At 71.4% G+C, this 26,665-nt stretch carries 30 protein-coding genes; 11 read left to right on the forward strand and 19 right to left on the reverse strand.

Translation table 11 applies throughout. From position 1 onward, the window contains the following. Positions 1–232: 232 nt before the first annotated feature. A complete protein-coding gene (locus AB0I21_RS47740) occupies positions 233–1,189 on the reverse strand; it encodes a beta family protein (RefSeq protein WP_360571166.1) in 957 nt (318 codons plus the stop codon). A 91-nt stretch (positions 1,190–1,280) separates the two neighbouring features. Between AB0I21_RS47740 and AB0I21_RS47745 the strand changes: the two genes are divergently transcribed. The 3 genes from AB0I21_RS47745 to AB0I21_RS47755 all read left to right on the forward strand — a co-directional run bounded on the left by AB0I21_RS47745 (position 1,281) and on the right by AB0I21_RS47755 (position 4,290). Then, entirely contained in the window at positions 1,281–1,754 is a 474-nt protein-coding gene (locus tag AB0I21_RS47745; RefSeq protein ID WP_360571168.1) for a hypothetical protein, read from the forward strand. Between the two features lie 77 nt (positions 1,755–1,831). Beyond that, a complete protein-coding gene (locus AB0I21_RS47750; protein ID WP_360571170.1) occupies positions 1,832–2,584 on the forward strand; it encodes an ABC transporter ATP-binding protein in 753 nt (250 codons plus the stop codon). Continuing rightward, the gene (locus tag AB0I21_RS47755) at positions 2,569–4,290 is read left to right on the forward strand and encodes a hypothetical protein (RefSeq protein WP_360571172.1); all 1,722 of its coding nucleotides are present in this window, start codon (positions 2,569–2,571) and stop codon (positions 4,288–4,290) included. Before AB0I21_RS47750 ends, AB0I21_RS47755 begins: the two co-directional genes overlap by 16 nt. A 4-nt stretch (positions 4,291–4,294) precedes the next feature. Here AB0I21_RS47755 and AB0I21_RS47760 read toward each other — a convergent pair whose 3' ends face one another. The 3 genes from AB0I21_RS47760 to AB0I21_RS47770 all read right to left on the reverse strand — a co-directional run bounded on the left by AB0I21_RS47760 (position 4,295) and on the right by AB0I21_RS47770 (position 5,987). Beyond that, complete coding sequence (locus tag AB0I21_RS47760) at positions 4,295–4,462, reverse strand: hypothetical protein (RefSeq protein ID WP_360571174.1); 168 nt, start codon at positions 4,460–4,462, stop codon at positions 4,295–4,297. 150 nt (positions 4,463–4,612) lie between these two features. Continuing rightward, positions 4,613–5,308, reverse strand: coding sequence for a Crp/Fnr family transcriptional regulator (locus tag AB0I21_RS47765; protein ID WP_360571176.1), 696 nt, complete (start codon positions 5,306–5,308; stop codon positions 4,613–4,615). A gap of 70 nt (positions 5,309–5,378) precedes the next feature. Beyond that, on the reverse strand, positions 5,379–5,987 hold the full coding sequence (locus tag AB0I21_RS47770; RefSeq protein WP_360571178.1) for a hypothetical protein: 609 nt from the start codon (positions 5,985–5,987) through the stop codon (positions 5,379–5,381). Between the two features lie 66 nt (positions 5,988–6,053). Here AB0I21_RS47770 and AB0I21_RS47775 point away from each other — a divergent pair, with 66 nt between their 5' ends. The 4 genes from AB0I21_RS47775 (at position 6,054) to AB0I21_RS47790 (ending at position 10,447) form a co-directional block, all read left to right on the forward strand. Further along, positions 6,054–6,827: a hypothetical protein gene (locus AB0I21_RS47775; protein WP_360571180.1), complete on the forward strand. Its 774-nt coding sequence runs from the start codon at positions 6,054–6,056 to the stop codon at positions 6,825–6,827. Next, the gene (locus AB0I21_RS47780; protein WP_360571182.1) at positions 6,824–8,917 is read left to right on the forward strand and encodes a hypothetical protein; all 2,094 of its coding nucleotides are present in this window, start codon (positions 6,824–6,826) and stop codon (positions 8,915–8,917) included. Before AB0I21_RS47775 ends, AB0I21_RS47780 begins: the two co-directional genes overlap by 4 nt. Next, a complete protein-coding gene (locus tag AB0I21_RS47785; RefSeq protein ID WP_360571184.1) occupies positions 8,914–9,702 on the forward strand; it encodes a hypothetical protein in 789 nt (262 codons plus the stop codon). Before AB0I21_RS47780 ends, AB0I21_RS47785 begins: the two co-directional genes overlap by 4 nt. 130 nt (positions 9,703–9,832) lie before the next feature. After that, positions 9,833–10,447 carry a hypothetical protein gene (locus tag AB0I21_RS47790; RefSeq protein WP_344514900.1) on the forward strand — a complete coding sequence of 205 codons (615 nt, stop codon included), beginning with the start codon at positions 9,833–9,835 and terminating at the stop codon, positions 10,445–10,447. Between the two features lie 54 nt (positions 10,448–10,501). On the opposite strand, the gene AB0I21_RS47795 is transcribed toward AB0I21_RS47790, so the two are convergent. After that, positions 10,502–11,266, reverse strand: a complete 765-nt coding sequence (locus AB0I21_RS47795; protein WP_360571186.1) for a hypothetical protein — start codon at positions 11,264–11,266, stop codon at positions 10,502–10,504. Between the two features lie 210 nt (positions 11,267–11,476). Beyond that, positions 11,477–12,925, reverse strand: coding sequence for an argininosuccinate synthase (gene argG / locus AB0I21_RS47800; RefSeq protein ID WP_360571188.1), 1,449 nt, complete (start codon positions 12,923–12,925; stop codon positions 11,477–11,479). Between the two features lie 110 nt (positions 12,926–13,035). Here argG and AB0I21_RS47805 point away from each other — a divergent pair, with 110 nt between their 5' ends. Next, the gene (locus AB0I21_RS47805) at positions 13,036–13,365 is read left to right on the forward strand and encodes a DoxX family protein (RefSeq protein WP_360571190.1); all 330 of its coding nucleotides are present in this window, start codon (positions 13,036–13,038) and stop codon (positions 13,363–13,365) included. 5 nt (positions 13,366–13,370) lie between these two features. Next, on the forward strand, positions 13,371–14,222 hold the full coding sequence (locus AB0I21_RS47810; RefSeq protein WP_360571191.1) for an RNA polymerase sigma-70 factor: 852 nt from the start codon (positions 13,371–13,373) through the stop codon (positions 14,220–14,222). Positions 14,223–14,264: 42 nt separating this feature from the next. Here the strand turns inward: AB0I21_RS47810 and AB0I21_RS47815 are convergent, their stop codons facing one another. The 4 genes from AB0I21_RS47815 to AB0I21_RS47830 all read right to left on the reverse strand — a co-directional run bounded on the left by AB0I21_RS47815 (position 14,265) and on the right by AB0I21_RS47830 (position 19,108). Then, positions 14,265–15,554, reverse strand: coding sequence for a cellulose-binding protein (locus tag AB0I21_RS47815; protein ID WP_360571193.1), 1,290 nt, complete (start codon positions 15,552–15,554; stop codon positions 14,265–14,267). Positions 15,555–15,685: 131 nt separating this feature from the next. Then, positions 15,686–17,308, reverse strand: a complete 1,623-nt coding sequence (locus tag AB0I21_RS47820; protein WP_360571195.1) for a DUF885 domain-containing protein — start codon at positions 17,306–17,308, stop codon at positions 15,686–15,688. Between the two features lie 638 nt (positions 17,309–17,946). Continuing rightward, complete coding sequence (locus tag AB0I21_RS47825) at positions 17,947–18,615, reverse strand: NAD(P)-binding domain-containing protein (RefSeq protein ID WP_360571197.1); 669 nt, start codon at positions 18,613–18,615, stop codon at positions 17,947–17,949. Between the two features lie 76 nt (positions 18,616–18,691). Beyond that, on the reverse strand, positions 18,692–19,108 hold the full coding sequence (locus AB0I21_RS47830; RefSeq protein ID WP_360571199.1) for a hypothetical protein: 417 nt from the start codon (positions 19,106–19,108) through the stop codon (positions 18,692–18,694). A 122-nt stretch (positions 19,109–19,230) separates the two neighbouring features. On the opposite strand from AB0I21_RS47830, the gene AB0I21_RS47835 reads away from it, so the two are divergent. Beyond that, positions 19,231–19,605, forward strand: a complete 375-nt coding sequence (locus tag AB0I21_RS47835) for a hypothetical protein (protein ID WP_360571201.1) — start codon at positions 19,231–19,233, stop codon at positions 19,603–19,605. A gap of 66 nt (positions 19,606–19,671) precedes the next feature. On the opposite strand, the gene AB0I21_RS47840 is transcribed toward AB0I21_RS47835, so the two are convergent. From AB0I21_RS47840 to AB0I21_RS47865, 6 genes are all read right to left on the reverse strand, one after another. After that, the gene (locus AB0I21_RS47840; RefSeq protein ID WP_360571203.1) at positions 19,672–19,896 is read right to left on the reverse strand and encodes a hypothetical protein; all 225 of its coding nucleotides are present in this window, start codon (positions 19,894–19,896) and stop codon (positions 19,672–19,674) included. Beyond that, positions 19,889–20,551 carry a hypothetical protein gene (locus tag AB0I21_RS47845; protein ID WP_360571205.1) on the reverse strand — a complete coding sequence of 221 codons (663 nt, stop codon included), beginning with the start codon at positions 20,549–20,551 and terminating at the stop codon, positions 19,889–19,891. The genes AB0I21_RS47840 and AB0I21_RS47845 overlap by 8 nt, the downstream gene beginning before the upstream one ends. A gap of 49 nt (positions 20,552–20,600) precedes the next feature. Next, positions 20,601–21,947: a S9 family peptidase gene (locus AB0I21_RS47850; protein ID WP_360571206.1), complete on the reverse strand. Its 1,347-nt coding sequence runs from the start codon at positions 21,945–21,947 to the stop codon at positions 20,601–20,603. Further along, positions 21,928–22,140, reverse strand: coding sequence for a hypothetical protein (locus tag AB0I21_RS47855; protein ID WP_360571208.1), 213 nt, complete (start codon positions 22,138–22,140; stop codon positions 21,928–21,930). Before AB0I21_RS47855 ends, AB0I21_RS47850 begins: the two co-directional genes overlap by 20 nt. A gap of 63 nt (positions 22,141–22,203) precedes the next feature. After that, entirely contained in the window at positions 22,204–22,416 is a 213-nt protein-coding gene (locus AB0I21_RS47860; RefSeq protein ID WP_360571210.1) for a DUF2997 domain-containing protein, read from the reverse strand. Positions 22,417–22,514: 98 nt separating this feature from the next. Further along, positions 22,515–23,051: a histidine phosphatase family protein gene (locus AB0I21_RS47865; protein ID WP_360571212.1), complete on the reverse strand. Its 537-nt coding sequence runs from the start codon at positions 23,049–23,051 to the stop codon at positions 22,515–22,517. Between the two features lie 53 nt (positions 23,052–23,104). Here AB0I21_RS47865 and AB0I21_RS47870 point away from each other — a divergent pair, with 53 nt between their 5' ends. After that, on the forward strand, positions 23,105–24,220 hold the full coding sequence (locus tag AB0I21_RS47870; protein ID WP_360571214.1) for an aromatic ring-hydroxylating dioxygenase subunit alpha: 1,116 nt from the start codon (positions 23,105–23,107) through the stop codon (positions 24,218–24,220). 29 nt (positions 24,221–24,249) lie between these two features. Here AB0I21_RS47870 and AB0I21_RS47875 read toward each other — a convergent pair whose 3' ends face one another. The 3 genes from AB0I21_RS47875 to AB0I21_RS47885 are packed head-to-tail and all read right to left on the reverse strand — an operon-like array spanning position 24,250 to position 26,657. After that, on the reverse strand, positions 24,250–24,765 hold the full coding sequence (locus tag AB0I21_RS47875) for an N-acetyltransferase (RefSeq protein WP_360571216.1): 516 nt from the start codon (positions 24,763–24,765) through the stop codon (positions 24,250–24,252). Between the two features lie 30 nt (positions 24,766–24,795). Then, positions 24,796–25,434, reverse strand: a complete 639-nt coding sequence (locus tag AB0I21_RS47880) for a response regulator transcription factor (protein ID WP_360571248.1) — start codon at positions 25,432–25,434, stop codon at positions 24,796–24,798. Positions 25,435–25,436: 2 nt separating this feature from the next. Next, positions 25,437–26,657, reverse strand: a complete 1,221-nt coding sequence (locus tag AB0I21_RS47885) for a sensor domain-containing protein (RefSeq protein WP_360571218.1) — start codon at positions 26,655–26,657, stop codon at positions 25,437–25,439. Between the last annotated feature and the right edge of the window lie 8 nt (positions 26,658–26,665).

A 26,665-nucleotide genomic window follows, 5' to 3' on the forward strand; every position in this document is an offset into this window, starting at 1 on the left:
TCCGGCTGGAACAACATCGGCGGCGCCGCTGTCTCCGCGCCTTCGGTGCTGTTCAACGTGTCGAACCGTTCGACACAGGTCTACACCCGCTCCGCGGACAACCACGCGAACTTCGCGGAGTACAACAACAGCTGGGCCTCGTTCCTCGACATCTCGGCCTAGCCCACACAGCACCAACACCGCCCGGCACCCGTTCCCCAGGGTGCCGGGCGGTTCCCTTTCGGACCGGCGACTACCGCCGGGTGAGTTGGTGGACGACGTGGGCGAGGTGGTGGGACGTGCCCCAGGCGCGCCAGTTGGTGGCGTTGCCCGGGCCGGGCCGGCCGGCGGCGCGGGCGGCGATCTCGGCGTCGCCCCAGGAGAAGCCGGTGCCGGGCCAGGTGTCTGAGGAGATGACCGCGCGGCACAGGTGGTACATGTCGAGGTCGGGGGAGCGGTAGATCTGCCAGGTGGTGTCGCCGGTGTACCGGAGGTTGGGGCTCGGACGCCAGCGCGGGTTGGTGGTCTGCGGGTGGGCGATGCCGTAGTCGCCGTACTGGACGTCGGGGTCCTCGATGCGGTGCCACAGGGCCAGGTCCCAGCGGGGGATCTCCGTCGGGGTGTGGCGCGGCAGGATGGCGGGCATGGCGCCGGCGGCGACGGTGATCGAGCGCCACGGTCTTCGGTGGGCCCAGGCGAGGTACTTCCGCACGAGGGGCTCGGTGCGGGTGAGGTCGCGGTCCGACAGTACCGACGCCATGTCGAGCAACAGGTCGCACTGCTCCGGCGGGAGGCCGGGCGCCAGGATCGGCCCCTCGGGTGGGTCGCCGGTGAGGCGGACGAGTGCGCGGCCGAGGTGGAGCCGGGCGGCGTGGGCGGCGACCGCCAACTGCGCGGGCGGATCCGTCAGGTGTACGACGGGCAGCATGGGGACGCCGAACGCCGCGAGATCGTGGGCGACGTAATCCAACGGGCTGTGGATTCCCGACAGCGGCACGGCGAGCCGGTGCGTGTCGACGGCGATCAGCAGGCCCTCGGGCACGGAGTCCGCGACCTTCAGGCTGAACGACCACAGGTCCTTGCCCGGGCCGTTCGCCGTGGGGACGACCTCGAAGACCGGCATGACGAGCGGGGCGAGTGGGGCGGCCAGCTCCGCAATCGCCCTGAACTCGCCCTTGCGTGCCTTGAGGATCGGGACGTACATCGTCATCAATGTTAGCTTGGTGTGATCGATCGGCAACTATAAGTGCGGTAAACCTGATCGGCATCATGCGCGTCTTTGTTCGGTGAAGAACCGAGTGATGGCTCTTGTCCTGATCGCGCTCCTGCTCGCCGGCTGCAGCGACGCGATCGAGCAACCCGGCGCGACCCCCTGGACCCCGCCCGCGACCCAGGCGCCCGGAGCGCCGTGGCCGGACCAGGTCACCGTCGACGCGGGAGGTGTACTGGCGGCGCCGGGCTTCAACGCCCACATCGACGCCACCGCGCCGGCCTGGGCAGAGACGGCGGACAGCACCGTAGCGGAACTGCTGAACCTGAACCGCGGCTTCGACGGCCCGGTCGCCATCTACCTGCACCGCGACAAGACCGACGACGACCCGGTCCTGACCGTCACGCTCACCAAGCTCGGCGACGATTCCATCAAGGCGATGCGTTACCGCGTCGTCCTGCACCGCGAGACCGACGGCCGCTTCCGCTTCGTCTCGGGCGAACGCACCCAGCGCTGTCAGTCGGGCCGCGGCCACCAGACCTTCGAGGCCGCCCGCTGCTCGTAGGTGGTGTAGTTATCTCCACCCCCGTCAGGTAGGCAGAGGCAATCCGCTGGGGTCGATCCGTCCGTACCGTCGACGGCATGGAAACGGCGTTGGATATTCGGGGGCTGGTCAAGCGGTTCGGGGACAAGGCCGCCGTGGCTGGGGTTGACCTGGCGGTGCCGCGGGGGTCGTTCTACGGGCTGGTGGGGCAGAACGGGGCCGGGAAGACCACGACCCTGTCGATGGCGGTCGGGTTGCTGCGGCCGGACGGTGGCACCGCCAGCATCTTCGGGGCGGATGTCTGGTCGGCGCCGGCGCAGGCCAAGGCGCTGGTCGGCGTCCTTCCCGACGGGCTCGCCATGCCGGAGCGGCTGACCGGGCGGGAGGTGCTCACGTACATCGGGCTCCTGCGCGGCATGCCTCGGGCGACCGTCGCCGAGCGGGCCGACGAGCTCCTTGCCGTGCTTGAGCTTGACGCCGCCGAGAAGGCGCTGGTCATCGAGTACTCGACGGGCATGCGGAAGAAGATCGGGCTGGCCACCGCGCTGCTGCACGCGCCGCGGTTGCTGGTGCTGGACGAGCCGTTCGAGGCGGTCGATCCCGTGTCGGCGGCGACCATCAAATCCATCCTCCGTGGGTTTGTGGCGGGCGGCGGGTCGATCGTGCTGTCGAGTCACGTGATGGCGCTGGTCGAGCAGCTCTGCGATCACGTGGCCGTCGTCGATGCGGGCCGCGTGGTCGCCGCCGGACCGCTGGACGAGGTGCGGGGTGGGCGGTCGCTGGAGGACACGTTCGTCGGGCTGGTGGGCACCGAGCAGACCAAGAAGGAGCTGTCGTGGCTGTCGAAGTGACCATGGCGCAGATGAAGTTCGCCATCCTGCGGCACGCCTTCCGCGGGCCGCGTGCGCAGACGGCTGGCACCGGTGCGCTGCTCGGGGCGGTGCTGGCGGCCGGGACGATCTATCTGGCGTTCGTCGACGCCGGCCTCCTCGCCGCCGGGTACGCGGTCTGGATGCTCGGCTGGATGCTCGGCCCCGTCTTCATGGGCGGCGGCGACGAGACGGTCCGGCCGGAGTACTTCGCGCTGCTCGGGCTGCCCCGGCGGCGCCTGGCGATGGGCCTGCTGACGGCGGCGTTCGTCGGTGTCGCGCCGCTCGTGTCGTTCACCGCGCTGCTCGGTCTGCTCGTTGTCGGAATCCGCTCCGGTTCGGTGTTGCTGGCGGTACCGGCGACGCTGCTGCAACTCGCGGTCTTCGTGCTGCTGTCGAAGGTGTGCGTGGCGGTCGTCGGACTGGCGCTGCGGTCGCGGGTCGGGGCGGTCGGCTCCGGCCTTGTCAACGGGGCGATCCTGGCGGCGCTCGGGCAGGTCTGGGTGTTCTTCGCCGCGTTCGGCGAGACCGGAATTCCATCGTTCGTTGGATATCTCCCGTCGTCATGGGGCGTGCAGGCCGCCCGCGGTCATTGGTGGGCTCTGGCAGCGTTGGCGGCGTCGGTACTGGTGCTGCTCGCGCTCTGGGCGGCGCTGCTCGGCCGGCGTTCCCGCCCTTCGTCGGGCCGCGGCGCGTGGTCTGTGCGGCCCACGTCCCCCGCGGGTGCCGTGGTGGCGAAGGAGCTGCTCACCTGGTCGCGTGACCTGGTCCGCAACCACCAGCTGGCGTTCGCGCTCTCCTACGGCGTCTGCTTCGCCGCCAGCCCGCTGCTCATCGGCTGGAACGGGATGCTCCCCTACGCCGGCCCCATCTTCGTCGTCATGGCCGCCGCGATGTCCTCCAACCTGTACGGCACCGACGGCACCGCCCTCTGGCTCACCCTGCTCGCCGACGCCTCCGACGTCCGCGGCCGCCAGCTCGCGTTCCTCTCCGTCCAGGCCCCGCTGGCAATCCTCGTCACGTTGGTTTTCACCGCGGTCTCGGGCGGCCCGTGGCCGCTGGTCCTCGCCCTGCTGCCCGCGCTGCTGGGCGGCGCCGCCGGCCTGATCCCGCTCGTCTCGGTGTACGCCCTGATCCCCGGCACCGACCCGCACCGCCGCGCCGGCAACCCTTTGCGCACCAGCGAGAACGACGGCGGCCTGACGGGCCTGGCGTACCTGATGATCGCCCTCGTCCTGCTGGCGGCGACCCCGGCCGCGCTGGTCGCGATCTGGTTCGGCTGGGCGGGCGTCGCGGTCGGCCTGCTGACCGGCGCGGCGTGCTTCTGGTTCTTCGGTTCGCTGGCCGAGCGCCGCCTCGCGTCCCACGGCCCCGAGCTGCTGGACACGATGCGCACCGGCCGCAAGCCGATCACGCAGAAGGCCCTGCGCTTCGACCACCTGAGCAACACCCAGAAGGCGGTGGCCGGCTGGTGCTTCGGCCTCGGCGCCATCCCCCTGCTCCCGCAGGGCATCATCGCCGCGATCTTCGTCGCCAACGACAAGCTCCACCACAGCTGGTTCCTGGCGACGTACATGCCGGCCGGCTTCCAGTACGCGGTGGCGGGCACGTTCATCGCCCTCGGCCTGACCATGTACGGCACGGGCCTCTGGCTCGCCCGCCCGCACCGTGCCGAGACGGCCCATTAGCCGGTCAGGGCTTCCAGTGCTCGCTGGTGAAGGTGCCGTTCGGGTCGAGCAGGACGACGTGGAGGTTCGCGGCGTGGCGGCCGGAGCGGGTGCGGGTGGTGAGGTCGCGGTAGCGCGGGAAGTCCGGCAGGACCATCAGCGACTCGTGGCCCGGGTGGCTGTCCAGCAGCATCGTGGCCTTGAGCAGCGCTTGGCCGAACCATTGACGTGCCTGGGTGAGGTGGTAGGACTGTGGCGGGTGGCTGACGGATGGGGGGCACGGTCGCCGTGCGGCTGGCGATGTCGAAGCCGAGCCTCCGCAACCGCATGGTTGTTCTTCCTACTACAACTCCGCTGCCTGTTGGAGGGCGGCGAGGTCCAGGACGGTCACGGTGCGGTAGCCGGTGGCGATCGAGCCGGTGCGGCGGAAGTCGCGGAGGGACTTCTGGACGGTGACCTCCGCGGCGCCGCACAGGCTGGCGAGCTCCGACTGGGTCAGTTCGAAGCCGATCTCCAGGCCAGCCGGGGTGCGGCGGCCGTACGCCAGGGCCATCTTCACGAGGACCCGGGCGACGCGGACCTTGGCGGGGTAAGCGGTGAAGTCGACCCGGAACTGGTTCGCCCAGCGCAGGCGGTCGGCGACCATGCCGGCCAGGGCGAGCGCGGCGTTCGGCTCCTGCTCCAGGAAGGCGCGCAGCTGCGGGCGGCGGATCACGCTGTACGCCAGCGGGGTGCAGGCGGTCGCGGTCGCGGAGCGGGGCAGGTCGTTGAGGGCGGACATCTCGCCGATGAGGTCGCCGCTGACCCGGATCGCCAGGAGGGACTCGACGCCGTCGCTGGTCAGAGCGGTGATCTTCGAGATGCCGCTGTGCAGGAGGAGTACGTGGTGCTCCAGCGCGCCCTGGCTGATCAGGACCGTGCCGGGCGCGACCCAGCGACGTGGGGCCATGGCCCGTAGCTGGTCCCGCGCCGGTGGTGCCAGCCGGTGCAGGAAGGTGCCGGGTGCCCACGTGGCGGTGGCGAGGTCGACGACGCTCATCTGCAGTCACCCTCCGCGTGCAGGCGCTGGTGTTGATAGACAGGCGACGATACCATCCGGAGTGGTGCGGCTACTGTCCGCCAATCATGGAGGCGAGGCAGAGCCAGCCGACCGATCCGGCGACCGCGACCCCCACCCATGGCAGTCCTGACCTGATCGCCTCGTACTTCCGCATCGCGATACCTGCGAGGAGTGCGGACGCCGCCCACGCCTCCTGCCGTTGCCGCTCAACCGGGGCTGGGTCGACCGGATCCTGGCCTGCCCCGAGATCCGACAGTGCGAACCGGTTGCGGGTCGGACCGTCAGGGCCGGTTAGGCGCGGCAGGAGGCACCGGCCGAGATGCCATCCGGCGACGAAGGCGCTGGTGACGGTGACCGTGGCCAGGGCGATCACGCAGACGGTCGGCGCCACGCCGGCGTGGACCGCCGCCGAGCCGAGCTCCGGCTGCGTGGCGGCCAGGGCGGCGGCGCCCGTCAGCCCCGTCAGCAGCACCGCCGCTTTTGTGTCGGCGTGCTGGATCGACGACTGGGCGGCGGCACCCATCGTCATGGCGATGCGGAGGTCTTCCAGCGGCTCCAGCGGTTCGGTCATGCATCTATCGAAGCGGGTACAGCGGCAGCACATTGCCTCGCAGGACGGGTTCCGCATGCCGTATTTCGACGGAATTTCCAGCGTCATTCATCGATATACAAGAGCGGTCGCCGGTGTCCGCCGTGCGGCGATCGACGGTGAAAGGCGGCGGCGATGTCCGAGCCGGACCATCCCAGACGTTGTGTGCTCGTCGCGGTCGACATGGAGCGGTACAGCCCGCGCGACAACCTGCGGCAGTACCGGGCACAGCAGCTCTTCCGTGAGGTGATGGCCGAGGCCGTCGCCAGCATCGGGCTGCGGCGCGAGGACTGGACCACGCAACAGAGCGGCGACGGCGAGCTGGCGATCCTGCCGGCCGAGACCTCGGAGCTCACGGTCGTGGCCGACTTCGTGCCGGCGCTGGACCGGATTCTGCGGGAGCACAATCGCAGCCTGCTGCCCGAGGCGAAGGTCCGCCTCCGCGTCGCGATCCACCAGGGTCTCGTCCACCTGACCGGCGCCAACGGCTTCCCCGGCGAGGCCGTGGTCGAGGTGTGCCGGCTGCTGGACGCCGACCCGCTCCGGCAGGCGTTGGACACGTTCCCGCGCGCGTCGGTCGCCCTGATCGTGTCGCGCAGCATCTTCCACGACGTCGTCCGGCACGGGTACCGCGGACTGCGCCCCGAACGGTTCGCCCAGGTCCGGGTGGCGGTCAAGCAGCTGGCCATGAACGCCTGGATCTGCGTGCCCGACGAGGACGTGAGCACGGTGCCGTGGGCTGCGCCGGTCGAGCAGAGCCGGCCGGTACAGCAGAACGCCGCACCCGCGGATACGCCGGCGACGTACCAGATCAGCGGCGTCACCACCCACGGGCCGACGGTGTTCGGGCCCGGCGGCACCGCTATCGGCACCGTTCACGGCGCATGGGAAGGCGGGGCGAGTCGGTGACCACCGTCGATGAGCAGCAGTCAGCCCCGGAACCGGCATCGCCGGAGGCGCCGCAGCCGGAGCCGGAGGCCGCCGCGGAAGACGACGAGGTGCGATCGCTGTCCGCCAACATGATCCGGTCCTACGGCATCCTGGACTCCGAGTTCTCCGGGCCGTCTGCGATCGGGGCGGGCGCCACCTCGATCGGCGCCATTCTGAACGTCGGTGCCGGCGCTGCCCGCCGCCGGTTCGTCAACCAGCCGCTGGACAGCGGCACGGTGCTGGAGCTGGTGCACACCTACGCCGCGACGAGCACCCCCGACCGCCTGGCCGAGAAGCTCATCCGGCGCCCGGTCGCGTACCTCGGCGGACCCGTCGGCAGCGGACGGCTCACCGCCGCGCTCGTCGGGCTGGCCCGGACCCACGCACCGGAGCGGATCGCCCAGCTCCACCTTTCCGGCGACGAGCCGATCCACGCGTACCTCTCCGACCGTGGCCTGCTCAGACCGGACCACGGGCACGTTGTCGAGCTGCCCACGGGCGTCGAACCGGAGCCGTTCGACCTGGCCCAGCTGTCCAACCTCGCCCATGGTGCCCGTGCGGCCGTCGTGCTCGTCGGCGCCGCCGGCAGCGGTCAACTGGCCGAGTACTACCTCGAGCACGAGCGCCCCGATGAGCGGGAGGTCTTCCTCGTCTGGCTCGAGCGCAGGCTCGGCGACCGGGGTCGCTGCATCGCCACCTGTACAGCCTGCGAGGGCGAATGCGTCCGCCTGTACGTGGATCGCTGCCGCACCCAGCACGTGCGGGAACTGTCGGTGACCACGATGATGGACGCCGTGCGGTTCGCGAGACAGTTCGCCGACCTCCTACCCGACGACAGTGCGGCCGCCGACCTGCTGGCAAACCGGGCGGCGCTGCGCGCCAAGGCGGCGCACCTGCTGGACGTGGCGCCGAGCCGCGACGGATATCACGCCCGACGGCTGGCACAGCACCGTCGCGCCGCACGTCTTGCATTCGCCGTGTTCAACGGCTACCCATTGACCAGGGTCTTCGAGGCGACCGGTGCGCTGAGCAGCCGGCTCGATGAGGCCGCGGGCCGGACGCCGGCGAGCCCGACCGTCCTCGAACACCGCCTCGACGACCTGCTCGACGACATGCGCGGCGAGGCGTCCGCGGACGCGACCGGCAGCGCGGGCGTGGCGAGGGTGGCCCGGCTCCGCCAGCCCGGCCTGGTCCGCGGTCTGCTCGACGTCGCCTGGCACGAGTACGACACGGCCCGGCAGCCGCTGCTGGACTGGCTCGACGACCTCGTCACGACCGGCGACGCCCGCCCCGTCGCTGCGGCCGCGGGCCTGCTGTGCGAGTACGACTTCGAACACGTCCGCCGGGACCTGCTGGAGAAGTGGGCCGTGGACCAGAAGCGTTCCAGGCGTGAGGGCGCCGCCCTCGCCTGCGAGCTCGCGATTCACAACCCGCAACTCGCCCAGCGGGTGCTGGCTTGCGTCGCCCGATGGGTGGCACAGCCGGGCAACCGCCGCGACACGGCGGTCCGGACGTACGCCACGAACACCTTCCGGCGGCACTTCCCCCTCGAAGCCCTGACGGTGCTGGAACGCGCGGCCCTCGACGACATGCAACGCACCAGCAACGCCATCCCTGTGGGAGTCCGCGGCATCTACAAGACCAACGGCGTGGAGGTGATGCAGCGGCTGGTTCATTGGCCGGCATCCCCGATCGCGAACGTGCGCACCATGGCCAGTCGATGCCTGGTGCAGCTGGCGGACGTCGACATCGACGGCTGGCCGGCGCTGCTGCGACAGACGGAGACGGGCGAGCTGTCCGCCGCGGGCCATGCGGGTCTGTGGCCCGGCGCGCTGCTACACCCGGTGACCGCCAGGCAGGCGTGGTCGGTGTTCGAGAAGTGGATCGGCCTCGCCGCAACCGACCCGAGCCTCGCCGACGTGCTGTGCGACCTGCTCGGCCACGTCCTGCGCGATGGTCCGATCAACCGTCGCGCCGAGTTCTACCTGCGCTCCTTCTGGCAGCGCACCATGCCGGACAACCCGGTTCTCGCCACCATCGCCCGCATGCTTGGAAGGACGACACCATGAGCACCGACACCTTCGCCCTCAACGAACCGGCCAGCGGGTGGTTCCGCCGCTTCGCGGACTGGTGGCAGCCCACCCTCGCCGGCACCGGCGTCGAGGCCGAGCTGACCGACTGCCGGCCTGTCGCGTCGATCGCGCTGGCGGCGCGCGGTGATGCCTTCGACTTCACAGTGCGCCCGACGCTCACCTGGCACGCCGTGCGCATGACCCGCCTGCGGTTCGAGGAGCTGCTCGGCGCGTACACACCCGACGTGCTGGACGCGCTGCGCCTGCGCACCGAGCGGGTCGCCCGTTCGTTTGAGCCGCACCGCGCGCACGAGCTCGAACAGGACCTCAACAAGCGCCTTGCCGCCAAGGACTGGATCATGGGTCCGCCCGCCGAGCAGCTCACCTGCCGCCCGTCGGTCTTCGTGCTGCCGGATCCGCGGGTCCGCGAGAGCATGCAACCGTACTGGCAGCGCCGCATCCGCATGCAGACCGACCATGACCTGGCGATGCGGCAGGCGGAGCTGACCCGCGAACGCACCGAGGCGTGGTCGCAGGTCATGAAAGCGTTGGAGACCGACCCACGGAGCCGGCACGCGGCGTCGCTCGCCGAGCACGACGCGTTCGCGAAGGTCTACAGTGCCATGACCCAGGGTCGCAAGGACGAGCTGCTCAGGCTCATCGACCTGCTGGAGAAGGCGGGTCACAGCTACAACGGGATCGGGTTGTACGAGTACGCCGAAGGGCTCGACGCGGCGCTGGCCGAGTACCGCAAGCGGGCTGAGGTCGACGCCATCGAGTGACGCCCGGTTCAGTGGCTGGTTGTCGAGGTCATGACATCGGGGGTGGTGAACGGGGGCGGCGCGGGGCCCGTGCTCTGGGGGTAACCGACGGCGGAACCGCCGCTGTGGAGCCCAGTGGGAGGTCGGAGTCATGGGAGTGGTCAAGGGTCTTGCGTTGCTGACGGTCGGGGCGGTCGCGGGGGCGGCGGCGTTCGTCGGCTATGGGGCGATGTACGGGGACGTCGAGCTGGACAAGGTCGGGAACTACACGTCGACCGGCGGGAAGAAGGCTGAGGTCGTCAAGTTCAAGCTGGCGCCCAGTTCGGAGCAGCTGGCGAAGTGCATGCCGAAGGTCAAGGTCGACGTGAGTGTCGCGCTGGAGACCGATGTGAAGGGGTTCGATGTCTTCGACGTCAGGGTCAGCGGTGGGCCGGCGAACACGGCGTTCACGGTGTTCCTGCTCGAAGTGCCGGCGGCGCCGTTCGGGGCGGCCGAGTACGTGGGGGACGTGTTCACCGACAAGTACGGCAAGGGGCGGACCGAGCTGCGGATGATCGCGGAGGAGGCGTTCTCCTCGACGCTGGTCGGCAAGGAGCGGGTGCGCAAGGAGTTGGGGCACGTGGGCATGTGGTTCGCGGACCCGGCGGGGGACGACTTCTGCCTCGGGGCGGGGCAGGGGCCGGTGACGCCGTTCGACGGGGACAACGAGGCCGGGGTGCAGGTGTTCAACTCCGCGCCGTCCCTGCCGAAGGCGCCGCTGCCGTAAACAGCGGCGGGGCGGCACCCGGATGGCCGGGTGCCGCCGTTGCTGTGCCGGAGGTTACTCAGTGGTGCGGACGTTGCCGGTAGCGGCCCGCGAGCGGATGCCGCCGTCCTGGACCGCGTAGACGCTGGCCAGGTAGTACGTGTTCTCGGGGAACCCGTCGACGAAGTGCGACATCGGCCCGGTGCCGGGGTTGGCCGGCAGGAACCAGGTGTTGCTCCTCTGCACCCGGCTCGGCTGGCCCTTGTCGTTCCAGACGGTCTGGTCCCAGCTGATCGACAGGTAGAAGCCGGTCTCCGTGGTCGCGTTGTCGGTCCAGTTGAACCAGAGCGAGTGAACACCGGCCGACAGCTGCAGGTCGGTCGGCCCCGGCAGCGCCACGTTCACGTCGGTGAAGCCCAGGACCCGGTTCAACGCGACCGGTGTGGTCCCGTCCGGCCAGTTGGCCACCGACACCACGACGTGGTGGTCGCCCGGCATCGTGGGCAGGGCGACGGTGACGTCGTATCCGTTGTTCTTGGTGCCGTTGGGCAGGTTGGCCGTGGTGCCGCCGACGATCGTGCCGTCGATGGCCACCCGCACCTGCAGCGGCCCGCCGTCGGGGTCGAGCGCCCAGCCGGTCGCCCGCACCGCGGTGCCCAGGTTGGTGAACGTCACCGTGCCGACGGGGGAGTCGTCGGTGCTCTCCGGCGGCTCGCCGACGCACGACGGCGGCGGCACCGGGTCGTTGCAGCGGCTGGCCGCGTGGGCTGCCGACGCCGGCACGAGCGCGGCGGCGCTCAGCACGGCGGTCGTCAGCGCTGCCTGTATCTGTCTGCGCATCACATCACGTCCTCATCAATCGGACACGGGGGCAGGAACCCCCCGCATGCGGTCGCACGTTAGCCAGCTCACGCAAGGAGTCGGATTTTGAACTCCGGCCGCCTGAACTGCGCAGACGTCAATCAGCGACAGCAGTGATGTGTCGGAACGCCGACTGTGAACAGCAAAGCGGGGACCCACGAAGGGTCCCCGCCAGGCAGTGCGGACGGATCAGTCGGTGCCGGCCTCCATGGCGGCCGCGTCGAGGAACTCGTCGCCGGTGGCGGCCTTGCCGCGGGAGGCGATCTCCTCCGCGCCACCCTCGGGCATGGTGCCGATCAGGCGGGTCGACTGCTCGGTCGCGGAGACGAGTTGGCGGTGCTGCCCGCTGCCGACGATGCCGATGCGGGCGTACTGCTCGAGCTTGGCGCGGGAGTCGGCGATGTCGAGGTTGCGCATGGTGAGCTGGCCGATGCGGTCCAGCGGGCCGAAGGCGGAGTCCTCGGTGCGCTCCATGGACAGCTTGTCGGGGTGGTAGCTCAGCGCGGGGCCCGTGGTGTTGAGGACCGAGTAGTCCTCGCCGCGGCGCAGGCGGATGGTGACCTCGCCGGTGATGGCGGAGCCAACCCAACGCTGGAGGGATTCGCGGAGCATGAGGGCCTGCGGGTCCAGCCAGCGGCCCTCGTACAGCAGGCGACCCAGCCGGCGACCCTCGTTGTGGTACGCGGCGACGGTGTCCTCGTTGTGGATCGCGTTGACCAGGCGCTCGTAGGCGGTGTAGAGCAGGGCCATGCCCGGGGCCTCGTAGATGCCGCGGCTCTTCGCCTCGATGATGCGGTTCTCGATCTGGTCGGACATGCCCAGGCCGTGGCGGCCGCCGATGGCGTTGGCCTCCAGGACGAGGTCGACGGCGGAGCCGAACTCCTTGCCGTTGATCGTGACGGGGCGGCCCTGCTCGAAGCCGATCGTGACGTCCTCGGGGGCGATCTCGACCGCGGGGTCCCAGAAACGCACGCCCATGATGGGTTCCACGATCTCGATGCCCGTGTCGAGGCGTTCGAGGGTCTTCGCCTCGTGGGTGGCGCCCCAGATGTTGGCGTCGGTGGAATACGCCTTCTCGGTGCTGTCCCGGTAGGGCAGGCCGTGCGCGAGCAGCCACTCGGACATCTCCTTGCGGCCACCGAGCTCGGTGACGAAGGCGGCGTCCAGCCACGGCTTGTAGATGCGCAGCGCGGGGTTGGCCAGCAGCCCGTACCGGTAGAAGCGCTCGATGTCGTTGCCCTTGAACGTGGAGCCGTCGCCCCACACCTGGACGCCGTCCTCGAGCATCGCGTTGACCAGCAGGGTGCCGGTGACGGCGCGGCCCAGCGGGGTGGTGTTGAAGTAGGTGCGGCCGCCGGAGCGGATGTGGAACGCGCCGCAGGCGAGCGCGGCCAGGCCCTCCTCGACCAGGGCGGCGCGGCAGTCGACCAGGCGGGCGATCTCGGCGCCATACGCGCCGGCGCGGCCGGGGACCGAGGCGATGTCGGGCTCGTCGTACTGCCCGATGTCCGCGGTGTAGGTGCAGGGCACCGCGCCCTTCTCGCGCATCCACGCGACAGCTACGGACGTGTCCAGGCCGCCGGAGAAGGCAATACCGACACGTTCACCGACGGGCAGGGAGGTGAGCACCTTGGACATGCCGTAAGTATATGCATCACACTGCATGGTGATGCAACTTCTTCCGCAGGGTGATGTGACGGATGACACTCGCGTGTCACGTTCGGCGCCCCGGCATCCGTCCCGCGGTCATGACTACGACAATCACCATCGCCGCAGCACTCTGGGTCGGGTTCTCCGCCGTGTCGGTCTTCATGCGGGCCAAGTGGGTCGTCGAGCCGCTCGCGGCCTACGGCGTCCCGGCCACGTGGTGGCCATGGCTCGGCGTCGCGAAGGCGGCGGGTGTACTGGGGCTGCTGGCCGGACTGTTCGTCCCGGCCGTCGGCGTGGCGGCCGGCATCGGTCTCGTCCTGTACTTCACCGGGGCCGTCATCACCGTCCTGCGGGCGAGGTCCTACTCACACGTGATGTTTCCGCTGATGTACATGGCTCCGGTCGTCGGCGTCCTGGTGCTGTACTGATCATGATGACCGACGAGTTCGAAATCCATCGCCGATTGGTTTTCTCCGTGGCGTACCGCATCCTCGGCAGCGCGTCCGACGCTGAGGACGCGGTCCAGGACGCGTGGCTCAAGTGGTCCGCCGTGGACCGCTCACAGGTGGCCGACGCCAAGCCGTACATCGTCCGCATCGTCACGAACGTGGCCATGGACCGGCTCCGGTCGGCGCGGTCCCGGCGGGAGGTGTACGTCGGGCCGTGGCTGCCGGAGCCGATCCCCACCGACCCGGGCACGGACAGCGGCGAGTCGCTGTCGATGGCGCTGCTCGTGGTGCTGGAGACGCTGGGCCCGCTGGAGCGCGCCGTTTTCGTGCTCAAGGAGGCGTTCGGGTTCACGTACGCGGAGATCGCCGCCGCCGTCGAGCGCTCCGAGGACGCCGTCCGGCAGGTCGGGCACCGTGCCCGCGAGCACGTGCACGCCCGCCGCCCCCGGTTTCACGCCGGGCAGGCCACCCAGCGCCAGGTCACCGAGCGGTTCTTCGCCGCGGCGACCGGCGGCGACATCAACACGCTCATGCAGCTGCTCGCGCCGGACGTCACCCTGTGGACCGACGGCGGCGGCAAGGTGCGCCAGGCGACCCGCCCGGTCACCGGCGCCGAGCGGGTCGCGGCCTGGTTCGCGACGCTCGGCCAGCGGGCTTATGAAAACGTGGAGCTCGCCGACATGCGCGTCGACCTCATGGAATTCAACGGCGGACCGGGCATCGTGTTCCGCGGCGCCGGCCGGGTCATCGGCACCATGACGCTCGACCTCGACGACCAGGGCCGCATCGCCGGCATCTACAACGTCGCCAACCCCGACAAGCTGCAGGCGCTATGACGCGGGTGCCGCGAAGGCACGGCACCCGCGTCAGCTGGGTGATCAATACCCGTAACGGCTCTTCAGGTGGCGCCACCAGTCCCGCAGCATCCAGGCGTCGAACTCGGTGATCGACGAGGCCGAGCCGGCCTTCATGAGGAAGCCGCCGACGCCGGTGGGCGTCCAGTCGTAGAAGTCGTCGAGGCCGAAGCTATGGCCTATCTCGTGCAGCAGGATGTGGATGTTGTCGTTGTTGAGGGCGCCGACGAAGTACTCGCTGCCGACGCGCTGACCCCAATCGCCGCCGGCGCCGCCGTTCATCCCGGCCGTCAGCCACAGCGACATGTCGTAGTGGTGCGAGGCGCCGCCCGGGCAGTTCGGGTAGTTGCCGCTCTGGTTGAAGAACCGGCCGCACGGCTCCGAGCACTGCGGCGCGTTCTCGCGGATGTTGTTGACGTAGACGTCGACCGAGTTGTCGGACCACTGCAGCGTGGCCCGGTCGCGGACCGCCCAGCCGACGACCTTCAGCGGCACGTTCTGGTACGGCCAGCCGTTGTGCCCGGCCATCACGTCCATCCACTTCTTGAACTGCCGCGCCAGCGACGCGTGGATCTGGTCGCGCAGCGCGGCGCTCACCGGGGCGCTGGAATCCCAACGGACGCAGTAATTGATGCTGCCCCGGTTCGCGAACACCTGGTCCCAGCCGTAGTTGCGGAACCCGTACGGGTTGGAATACGTCGACTCGACGTGCTGCCAGACCTGGTTGAGCGGGGTGACGAGGTTCGCGGGCGGGTTCCAGCCGCTGGTCGGCGGCGGCGTGGTGCCGATCGCGGTGCTGTACGCCCGGAACTCCAGCACGCCGACCGACGCGGCGCCGCTCTGCAGGACGAGCCGCAGCCGGCTGGTGCTGACCGGGGTGAAGTTCACGGCGTTGTACTGGTTCACGGCCGTGGGATAGCCCGACGCGCCGGCCACGTCCACATAGGACGAACCGTTCCACGACTGCAGGCGCCAGCTGCCGGGCGTACGGACGCCGCCACCGTCGTCGAAGAAGTAGATGTCCGATGAGCGGATGGATTGCGTCGACGCCCACGTGAGCAGGACCCACTGCTCGCCCGTGTTCGGCCACGTGCCCCAGCGCCGGTTGACGGTGTCGTTGGAATTCGCGGGGTCGATGCCGTCGTTGACCGCGGCGATGCTCTCCCACGGCGAGGTGTACGAGGCGCTGGCGCTGGCCGACCGGGCCAGGTTGTCGCTCTGTCCGGGGGCGGCCTGCGCGGCGGTCTCCGCCACCGTGAGGCCGCCGGCGAGTATCGCGAGGGTGGCGAGGGGCAGGACGAGTCTTCGCAGCATGAGCGCGGTTCCTTCCGTTGCCGGTTGCCGAAATCCTTTTCGGAACCGTGCCAACGTTGCTCATGCGTGTCAATGCGTTGGTGTGGCGAACTGCCTCCGAAACGCTTGCCGAAATGGTTTCGGCGTGAAAGTTACCAGCGGGACGTGATCAGGTCCTCGAGAGTGTCGAGCGGCAGCGGCCCGTGGGCGAGGACCTCGTGGTGGAACGCGCGGATGTCGAACGCCGGCCCGAGCGCCGCCCGCTCCCGCTCCCTCAGCTGTTGGATTCGCAGCCGGCCCAGCATGTACGCGAGGGCCTGCCCCGGCATCGCGATGTACCGGTCGACCTCGTTGGCGATGTTGGTCTCCGACAGGGCGGTGTTGTCGCGCATGTACGCGATCGCCCGGTCCCGCGACCAGCCCAGATGGTGCATGCCGGTGTCCACGACGAGCCGGCAGGCCCGCCACGCGTCGAACGACACCATGCCGAGCCGGTTCAGCTCCGACGTGTACAGGCCCATCTCGTCGGTGAGGCGCTCCGTGTACAGGCCCCAACCCTCGCCGTGCGCGTCGAAGTAGGTGAACCGCCGGAACCGCGGCAGGTCCGCCCGCGACTGCGCGACCGCGATCTGCAGGTGGTGCCCCGGCACGCTCTCGTGGAACGCGAGCACCTCGTACTCGAACCGGGCCCGCGACTCCGGCCGGTACGTGTTGACGACGTGCGCCCCGGGCCGCGAACCGTCCGCGGCGGGCGCGACGTAGTAGCCGAGCACCGAGTTCTCCGCCTCGGCGGCGTCCATCTCCCGCACCACGCACGGCGCCGTGTCGTACTTCCTGAACCAGTCCGGCACCGCCTCCTCGGCATTACGCAGCGCCGTCGTGACGGCGTCGACGATCTGCCCGGCGTTGTCGAACCGCAGCTCCCGGTCGTCCCTGAGCCGTGTGATGACGTCGTCCGCGCTCCTGGCGTTCAGCGCCCGCCCACCCCGGTCGGCGAACTCCTCCCGCAGCCCCGCCACCAGGTCGAGGCCGATCTGGTGGATCTCCTCCGGCCCGAGCTCGGTCGTGGTGTACGCCGCGATCAGGGTGCGATACCCGTCGGCGCCGCCGGGCACGTGACACAACCCGACCTGCTCCCCTGTGCGGGCGACCGGCAGCAACTGCTCGTCCAGCACGATCCGGAACCGCCGCAACGCCGGTCGCACGTGCTCCGTGACCAGGTCGGCGGCCTGCTTCGTCTGCGCGACGTCGCGCTGCAGCAACGGGTCCCGCTCCAGCGGCGTGCTCAGGTACGCGTCGACCTGCGCGATCGCCTGCCGCACGCCCAGCGCCGTGGGGAACCGCCCGTCCTGCGCGGCCTGCTGGTACCGCGCGACGTGACCGTCGAAGAAGCCGCCGAGCTTCGCGAGCCGGGTCAGGTACGCCGCGTCGCCCGTCGTCGGCATCGTCGAAACGACCTGCGCGACCGGCCCGGCGATGCTGGCCGTCACCGCCACCTCGCTGACGCCGTCCTTGGAGATCCGCTGCTCGTCCCGCAGCAGCCTGCCCAGGATCGTGTGGCTGATCTTCTCCTGCGTGCCGAGCCCGGCCGTCTCGACCGCCTTGAGTTCCGCGTCGACCTGCCGGAGCGCGGCCCGGTGCCTGCCGGCCGCTTCCCTGCCGGGATCGGGGACGTCGGCGTCGTGCCCGTCCACGCCGAACACGGTGGCCGCGAACGGCTCAGCCGCGAAGTGCAGCCGGAAGTACTCATCACCCAACCGCGCCAGCGTGTCCATCGCTCCACCGTATCCGGTCACCAGCTCACGGCCAGCTCGCCGCCTGCGTTGGTGCCCGGCCGAGCCCCGCATGGTCATCACCGCTGAGCGCGATGGCCCGGGTGGCCCGCGTCTGGTCGTCAGCGCCCGACCGCAGCCCAGGTGGCTGGCGGGGTCGTCCGTGTCAGGCGGTCAGCGGCCGCCCTGCTCGCCGGTCGTCGGTGCCCGGCCGAGCCGCGCCTGGTCGTCACCGCTCGGCGCGATGGCCGGGGTGGCCTGCGCTTGATCGTCACCGCCCGACCGCAGCCCAGGTGGCTGGCCGGATCGTCAGTGTCGGGTGGTCAGCAGGGTGCACCAACGACCGGCGAGCAGGGCCGGCGCCCGGCAGCCACCCAAATCTCCGCTCGGGCGGCCCCGTTGGCTGGCGGGGTCGCCCGTGTCGGGCGGTCGGCAGGGTGCACCAACGACCGGCGAGCAGGGCCGGCGCCCGGCAGCCACCCAAATCTCCGCTCGGGCGGCCCCGTTGGCTGGCGGGGTCGCCCGTGTCGGGCGGTCGGCAGGGTGCACCAACGACCGGCGAGCAGGGCAGGCGCCCGGCAGCCACCCGAATCTCCGGTCAGGCGGCCCTGGTGGCTGGCCGGGGCGTCCGTGGCAGGTGGTCAGCGCTTGGCCTGGTCGACCGCCGTCCGCAGCTGGTCCGCGGTGGCCCGGTGGCCGACCGGGTCGTCGAACGTGCCATACGGCGGCCCATACGCCGGCGTGTCCGGCTGGAACCGCCATCCGTCCGCCAGCGTCCCGACGTCGACGGCGTCATAGCCGATGGTGTCCAGGAACTCGACCACGGCGCGCTTCGCGGTCTCGTCGTCGCCGGCGATCGGCAGCGCGCTGCGGTCGTCGGCCTGGCCGGGCCGGGCGAGCGAGCCGAGGTGCTTGAAGTAGATGTTGTTGAACGCCTTCACCACGTGGGCGCCGTCCAGGTGCCGCTGCAGCAGCTCGCTGCTGGTCGTCTCGGCGTTGTCCAGCTCGGCGAACGTGCCGTCGCGCTGCGGGTAGTAGTTGTTGGTGTCGATGACGGCCTTGCCCTTGAGCGGCTCTGCCGGCACCTTGTCGAACGCCTTGAACGGCACGCTCACCACCACGATGTCCCCGGCCGCCGCCGCGTCGGCCGACGTCGCCGCCCGCGCCCGCGGCCCGAGCTCGGCGACGAGATCCTGCAGCGTCTCCGGCCCCCGCGAGTTGCTCACCACCACGTCATACCCGGCCGCGACCGCCAGCCGGGCCACCGTCCCGCCGATGAACCCACTTCCGATGAACCCGATCGTCGTCATACCGCCGACAACCTCGCCCACCACCGACCGATTCCCTCCTGGCCGCTGCGACCAGGGTGATTTGCCGGACACGACCTCATGCGTGGTCCAGGAGGTAGTTGCTGGGCCCCCACTTGATCAGCCACTCCTCGTAGATGCCGGGCCGGCCGCACGCGAGGCACCGCAGCCCGACGCAGATCCACCGCACGTCGTCGTCATCCTCACGCAGCGAGAACCCGACCGCCGCCGCGAACTCCTCCTCGCCGCACACGCAGGCGCAGACCACCTGCACCTCGTCGTCCTCGTCCCAGTATTCGACGCTGTCGGCGATGAACGCGTGCTGCCCGCACCCCAGACACGTCCGCCGGGCGGCCTTCGCCGTGTCCATCACCCGCACCTCGAACCGCCCGCCGCCGCACGACCCGCAGACGGACTCCCGCACCTCGTCGACCGGATACTCACCGACCCCGGGCCGCCGGAGGAAGGCGGCGAGCTCCTCGAAGTCCGAAGCCATGTGCCACCTCCTCCCAACTCACGTCGACGCAGCCGAGCCTATCCACGAGGTACGACACTTTCCCGCGACGACGGCGGCCCCAGGGGTGTCACGTTTCGCGGGCCTCGTACGTCCAGACACCCATGACCAAACGCAGCCCGTTCACGACCGCAGCCCTCGTGCTGGCCGCCATCATCAACGGCGGGCCGGGAGTGTGGGCGTTCTTCGCCCCGCGCTCGTTCTACGACGTCATCGCGACGTACCCGCCGTACAACGAGCATCTGTTCCACGACATCGGCGCGTTCGAGCTCGGACTGACCGCGGCGATCCTGATCAGCCTGGTCTGGCGGGACGGGCTGTCCGTGGCGCTGTTCGGCGGGGCGGTCGGCGCGACCGTCCACGCGGTCGCGCACTTCCTGGACCGTGACCTCGGCGGCCGGTCCAGCGACCCGTGGGCGCTCGGCGCGGTGGCCGTCGTCCTGACCGCCGGTCTCGTCGCACACCGCCGCCGGCGGTAGCCGTGTCGCCGCGCACCGAGCAGGCAACGTCGCCAACAGACGGACACGCCAACGCGAACCTGACGGTCATCCAGCGGTCAGAAGCCTCAGCGCCGCCTGGCCCTGACCGACGTCGTTGGTGGCGCGCACGACGTCGAGGCCGTGGTGCATGCAGTGCAGCTGCGTCATCAGGCCGCCGACGAGCGTCCAGTGCTCGTGCGGGAGGACCGCTTCGATCTCGGCGACGTTGGGCCACGGCGGCAGCCAGCCGCCGCGCGGGCCGGGAATGTCGACGGTCCGGCGGTCAGTCACGGAACCGGGCCAGTGCGCTGGTGAGGGCGTCGAGGCCGGCGCGGCGCTCGCGGACGTCGAGGGACTCCGCGAGGTCCAGCGCCGCCAGCACCGGTCCGGCGCCCGCCAGCTCGGCGACGACGTCGAGGGGCATGTCGGTGGCCCGCAGCGTGAACGGGCCGGCCTCGTCGGGGATCAGGCCGTGGCGGGCGACGATCGCGTCGAGCTCGCCGGCGGCGACATACCCGTCCACAGCCGCCGTCGCGGTCAGGCCGAGCGCCTCGCTCGCCCGGGAGGTGTCCACCACGTGACCGCGGAGCCTGCCCGCGGTGCTGGTGTGGCCGCTGTATCGCGAGGCGACCGCCCTGCCGCGGGCGCGTCCCACCAGCTCCTCGGCGGCCATCGCGTGGAGCTGCCTGCGCAGGCGGGACCGCTGGGCGGTGCCGACCCAGCCGGCGTCGTGGCCGGACAGCAGCGCGACGGCGCCCCAGGAGGTCGGGCTCGACCAGGCCCGCCACCGGTAACTGCCCCGGCTCGCCAGATACCGCTCGACCGACATCGCGTCGATGACACCACGCGCGAGGGACCGCAGCACGCCGGCCGCGACGAGGTGCTGCACCTGGCGGGTGGAGACGCCGAGTCGAGCGGCCGCGTCCCCGACCGTCACCAACTCCATGACAGATAGCTTCGCTTTCACGAAGCTATCCGTCAACGCGCGTGGAGTGTCAACGAGCCCGATGGAGTTCGAAGAACCGGATCGTTTCGGAGAAGTCATCGCCGATGAGGTGCACGGGGGCGCCGGCGTCGACGGGCGGCCGAGCCAGCGGGCGGAGGAAGCGCGGCGCTGGGGCGGGTGGGGTGACGGCCGCGGCGGTGAACGGTCCGCCCGCCGCCTCCAGGGCCGTCGGCCCGCCGATGCCCTCGCCGTGGATGAAGACCTGCGTCGCGAGGCCGGAGTCGATCAGGTGCGCGGCCACGGTGCGGCAGTCGGCGGCGTCGGCGAAGTCCTCGATGTCGACGACCGTGAAGCCGTGCTCGTTGAAGCGCCGCACCTGCTCGAGGTCCGGCGGGCCCGCGGGGACGCGCACGACCGTCGGGCCGCCGGCTGCGCCGTACACCAGCGCCACCAGCAACCGGTCGCCGTCGACGGGCACCGGAAGTCGCGAGGGGGCGGGGACAAGAGCGGACGCGACGACCGTGCGAGCGCCGGCCGGGTCCACGATCGCGAGCTGCTGACCGAGTTCCGGCGCCGAGCCGACCAGCGCCACCGAGGAGCCCCACGCCGTCAGGCAGGGTTTGATTATGCTGTACGGGAGGGGCACGGCCGAGCCGTCGGAGAGCACGAGCCGGTGGGCTGGGCCCTCGCGCACCAGCATGGCGATCCGGCCGTCGGCGAGGAAGCAGTACGACGCGGTGCCCAGCTCCCACGGCGGCGCCGCGCAGTCGGTGGACATCGGTGCGATGGCGGTGCCGTCGTGGCGGAACAGGTTCCACCAGCCGGTCCGGTCGGACATGAAGTACAGCATCCCGTCGGGGCCCCAGCGCGGCTCGATCGCCGCCTCGTCGCCGCCGCCCGCGACGCGCATCGGGTCGCCGATGTCGCCGCCGGGCTCGTAGCCGGCGACCCACACCTCGCACGCGTCCCACGGCATGTCCTTCGCGCTCCACCACGTCCACGCGAGCATGCCGGCCGCCGGTCGCGGCGACCCGAAGAACCCCGCCGCCTCCGCCAGGACCCGCAGCGGGCCGCCGTCGAGCGGGACCGCCACGAGCGCGTCGCCGGTCGCGTCCTCCCGGACGGCGAGGAGCTCACCGTCGCCGAGCGTGAGGTCGCCGAACGCCCCCTCGGCGACCAGCGCCGAGTCCCGGAACAAGCCGTCGGGCGTGGCGCACCAGACCGCGTCCGGCGCGACCACGAAGTCGCCGCCGCCGTGGACGTGCGCCCCACCGCCGACGCTGACGCCCGGCGGGGTCACGTCGACCGGCTCGCCGCCCGGCTGCCATCGCAGCAGCCGCGCCCCGTCCACCCAGTGCAGCGCGTCGCCGTCGGGGTCATGTCTCAGGTCGTGCACGGCCCCGATTCTCCACGCCGCCGCCCGGCACCCGGCCCTCAGGCGGCCGCTGCCAGTGCGTCGCCGGCCGCGTGCAGGTCAGCCGGTCCCGCAGCCGGGCGAACTCGTGCGGTGCCAGGCCGGCGGCGGACGCGAACTCCTCCACGCTCACGAACCCGGCGCGCCGCCCGCGCTCGGCGACGGTCCGGCGCACCCGGTCCAGCTCGGATCCGCCGCCGGGTTCGGCCCGTACTGAGGCGTGTATGGCCGGAACGCGTCAGGCACGATCGACATCCCGCCGCACGTCGAGGGCGGGCGTGTCGACGTGGGCGTGGTCGGCGGTGCCGGCGCTCTGCACGGTGCGGGCGGCGAGCAGGTCCTCCAGCACCGCGACGGAGTCGAGGCGCTCGCCGCCGAGCAGGCCCTCGGTCCCGGCGCTGATCTGCCCGTCGCTGCCGACGGTGACGACGATGCGCGGCGTGGACGTCACGACACCCTCCCGTCCTCGTCGAGCGCATGACTGTAGCAACGCGCCGCCGCGTCACCGACACGATCGGGCCAGGTGGGAGGCTGACTGTCCGCCACCTCTCACGGCAACGAGTAGTGCCAGCCCTCCCGCCACGCGAAGGGTGCGTCGACCAGGTCCTCCAGCGCGACGCCGTGCAGCAGGTGGTCGAGGGCCCAGCGGTTGGCCGAGTGGGCGATCAGCAGGATCCTGTGCCCCTGCCAGTCCCGCGCGATCTCCGCGAGGAAGTCCCGGGTCTGGTCGACGACGTCCTGGTAGCTCTGCCCGCCGGGGAACGGGTCGGTGATGTGCTTGGACCTGATTCGCGCGAGCTCGGTGACCGGGCCGCCGTTGAGGGTGCCGTAGTCGCACTCCCGCAGGCGGGCGTCCCGGTGGATCGGGATGCCCGAGCCCGCGAACGCGATCTCGGCGGTCTCCACCGCGCGCGCCAGGTCCGACGTGAACACGGCCGAGATGCCGTCGTCCCGGCGGCGCCAGCCCAGCTCCCGGGCGAGATCCCGGCCCGTTGCGGACAGCTCGCCCGGCAGCCAGCCGGTGGCGATCCCCGCTTCGTTGTCCGTGGTGATCGAATGCGTCTCGTACAAGAGCTCTATCGTCATCGTGCCATCCTGCCCGGTCGCCCGGGACGCTGCGGGCGGGTCATGATGGAGGGATGGAAGCGCCGGTGGAGCGGGGGGCCGTTGAGGCCGCGTTGTTGCCGTTCGGGTCGTCGCGGATGTTGCCCGCGGCGGCGTACACCGACCCCGCGGTGCTGGCGTGGGAGCGGCGGCACCTGTTCGCGGACGCGTGGACGTGCGTGGGGCGCGTCGACGAGCTGCGGGAAGGGTGCACGCAGCGGGCGGTCACCGTCGGCGACGTCGGGGTGCTGCTGACCTTCCCGGCCGGGGGCGTCCGGGCGTTCGCCAACGTGTGCCGGCACCGGGCGCACGAGCTGCTGCCGGACGGGGCGTCGAACGGGCGGCCGTCGGCCGTGTGCCCGTATCACGGGTGGGCGTTCCGCCTCGACGGGAAACTCGCGACCGCGCCCGGGATGGGGGCGGTCGACGCCGGCGAGCTCGGGCTGATCGAGCTGCCCGCCGCCGAGTGGGAGGGGTGGCTGTTCGTCAACGCGGGCGCCCGCGCGGAGCCGTTCGTCGAGCACCTGGGGGACCTGGAGCGGTTGCTGCGTCCGTACGGGATGGGCAAACTCCGACTGGGAGCCAGGCACGAATACCGGGTGGCCGCCAACTGGAAGGTGATGATCGACAACTATCACGAGTGCTACCACTGCCCGCTGATCCACCCCGAGCTGTGCAAGGTGTCGCCGCCCACGTCAGGCGACAACTGGGCCTTGCCGGGGGCGTGGGTCGGGGGCTCGATGGACCTGCGGCCGCACGCGACCACCATGTCGTTCGACGGCAGCGGGCCCGGGCACTTCATCCCCGACGCGCCGCGCCGCACGGTGCTGTACGTGGGGCTCTTCCCCAACCTGCTGGTGTCGGCGCATCCGGACTACGTGATGACGCACCGGCTGACGCCCGTCGAGCCGGGGCTGACGACGATCGAGTGCAGCTGGTTCTTCCCGGAGGGGTTCACCGAGACGGCGTACGCCGTCGACTTCTGGGACCTGACGAACCGGCAGGACTGGGCCGCGTGCGAGTCCGTCCAGCGCGGCCTGGCCTCCCCGCACTTCGTGCCGGGGCCGCTCGCCCCCAACGAGGACGCCGTCTACCAGTGGACGACCCTGATCGCCGAGGCGTACCTCGGCCGCGGGATCCGCCTGACCTAGCCGCTTGGCGCCGGCCGGCGCCGCGGCGCTCAGCCCAGCTTCTTCGTCAGGGTCTCGAACTGCAGGTCGTCGCGCAGCGGGCGGCCGAAGCGTTCGTCGCCGTAGGGGAACGGCGACAGCTCGCCGGTCCTGGCGAAGCCGCGCCGCTCGTACCAGGCGATGAGGTCGTCCCGCTGGACGATCACCGTCATCCGCAGCTCGCCGGCGCTCCACTCGTCCCGGGACCGCCGCTCGGCCTCCTCGAGGACCGCCCGGCCGAGCCCGTTGCCCTGCTGCCGGGGGTCGACGGCGAACATGCCGAAGTAGACGTACCCGTCGCGTCGCTCCAGCTGGCAGCACCCGACGACGCCCCGCTCGTCCTCCGCCACCAGGACGAAGCTGGTGCCGATCGCCTCCGCGACCATCTCCGGGTCGGCCCGCTGGCCTTCGAGGAGGTCCGCCTCGGTCGTCCAGCCTTCGCGGCTGCTGTCCCCGCGGTACGCGCGCTGCACCAACTCCACCAGCGCCGGCACATCATTCGGCGTCGCACCCCGGAACTTCACCATGCCGAGCATTATGCAGCCTGCTCAAGAGGGTCAGCGGTGGTCGAGGTAGCTGAGGACGGCCAGGACGCGGCGGTGGTGGTCGCCGGACGGGGGGAGGCCGAGCTTCGCGAAGAGGGAGTTGATCAGGTTGTTGACCGACTTCTCCGCGATGACGAGGCGGGCGGCGATGGCGGCGTTGGAGTGGCCCTCGGCCATGAGGCGGAGGACCTCGGCCTCGCGGCCGGTGAGGCCGTCGAGCGCGGACGGCTGGTGGATCAGCTGCGCGACGACCTCCGGGTCCATGACCGTGCCGCCGGCGGCGACGCGGCGGACGGCATCGACGAACTCGCGGACCTCCGCGACCCGGTCCTTCAGCAGGTAGCCGACGGCACCGGAGCGGTCGGCGAGAAGGTCGCGGGCGTAGAGGCGCTCGACGTACTGGGACAGGACGAGCACCGGCAGGCCGGGCACCGCGCGGCGGGCGGCGACGGCGGCGCGCAGGCCCTCGTCGGTGAACGTCGGCGGCAGGCGGACGTCCACCACCGCGACGTCCGGGGCGGCGGCGACGATCCGGTCGGCGAGGCCCGCGCCGTCGGGGTCGGTGGCGGTGACGTCGAACCCGTACGCGGTCAGCATCCGGGTCAGCCCGTCCCGCAGCAACACCTGGTCCTCGACGATCACGACGCGCACGGTCAAGACTCGCACGGCAGGGACATCTCCAGCACGGTCGGGCCGCCCGACGGGCTGGTGACGTGCAGGGTGCCGTCGAACGCGGACAGGCGGCGCCGGATGCCGAGCAGGCCGGTGCCCCGGGACGGGTCGGCGCCGCCGACGCCGTTGTCGCGCACCGTGATGTGCACCGCGTCGCCCGCGTCCACGAGCGCGATCCGGATCTCGCCGGCACCGCTGTGCCGGATCGCGTTGCCCAGCGCCTCGGCGGTGGCGAAGTAGGCGGCGGCCTCGACGGGTGCCGCCAGCCGCCGCGCCAGCCGCAGATCCAGCTGTACGGTGACCGCGCTGCCCAGCACGAGCGCGTGCACGGCGGCGGCCAGGCCGCGGTCGGCGAGGACGGGCGGGTGGATGCCGCGGACCAGGCCGCGCAGCTCGGTGAGCGCGGCGCCCGCGCCGGTCCGGGCCTCGGCCAGCAGGGCCTTCGCCACCGCCGGGTCGTCGTCGATGACGTCCGACGCGACGCCGAGGTGCATGGCGAGCAGGACCAGCCGCGCCTGGGCGCCGTCGTGCAGGTCGCGTTCGATGCGGCGCAGCTCGGCGGCGGACGCGTCGACGGCGGCCGCCCTGGTCGTGGTGAGCCGGTCGACGCGGGCCGCCAGCCGGGCCGCGGACGTGGGCGCGAGCAGCGCCCGGGCCAGCGCCGACTGGGCCCGGATCAGGTGGCGCGGCAGCCACACCGCGACGACCGTGAGGCCGGCGCCGACCGGCACCAGGATCCAGGTCAGCGGTCCCGAGCGGCCGGTCCACTCCAGCACCGCCGGGTCGTAGCCCGTCGGCGACGGCAGCAGGGCGCGCAGCGCGGGCGCGGTCACGCACTGGACGGCGGCGAGCCACAGCGCGACGGCGATCACGAAGCCGCCGACGCCGGCCACGAACTGGCACGGCAGCCACAGCAGGTCCCGCCACGTCGCCGGGTCACGCACCACGGTCCGCAGCCGGGCCAGCGGCCGACCGGTGATCGGCACGTACGGGGCGGGCACCGCCGCGGCTCGGCGCTGCACGCCCGCCAGCCTGCGGCAGGCCCACAGCGCGGCCGCGAACAGGAGCACTCCCGCTCCGGCGGCGAGGCTCGCCGGTACAGACGCCGCAAACGAAACCAGCAGCACCGGGGCCGGCAGTCCGACGGCCGCGCCCACCGCGAGCCGGCGCAGCTCGGCCAACCGATCACGAAAGCGGTTCACGGCACCGA

The organism is Dactylosporangium sp. NPDC050588, assembly GCF_040654975.1.
Taxonomy (GTDB): Bacteria; Actinomycetota; Actinomycetes; order Mycobacteriales; family Micromonosporaceae; genus Dactylosporangium; species Dactylosporangium maewongense.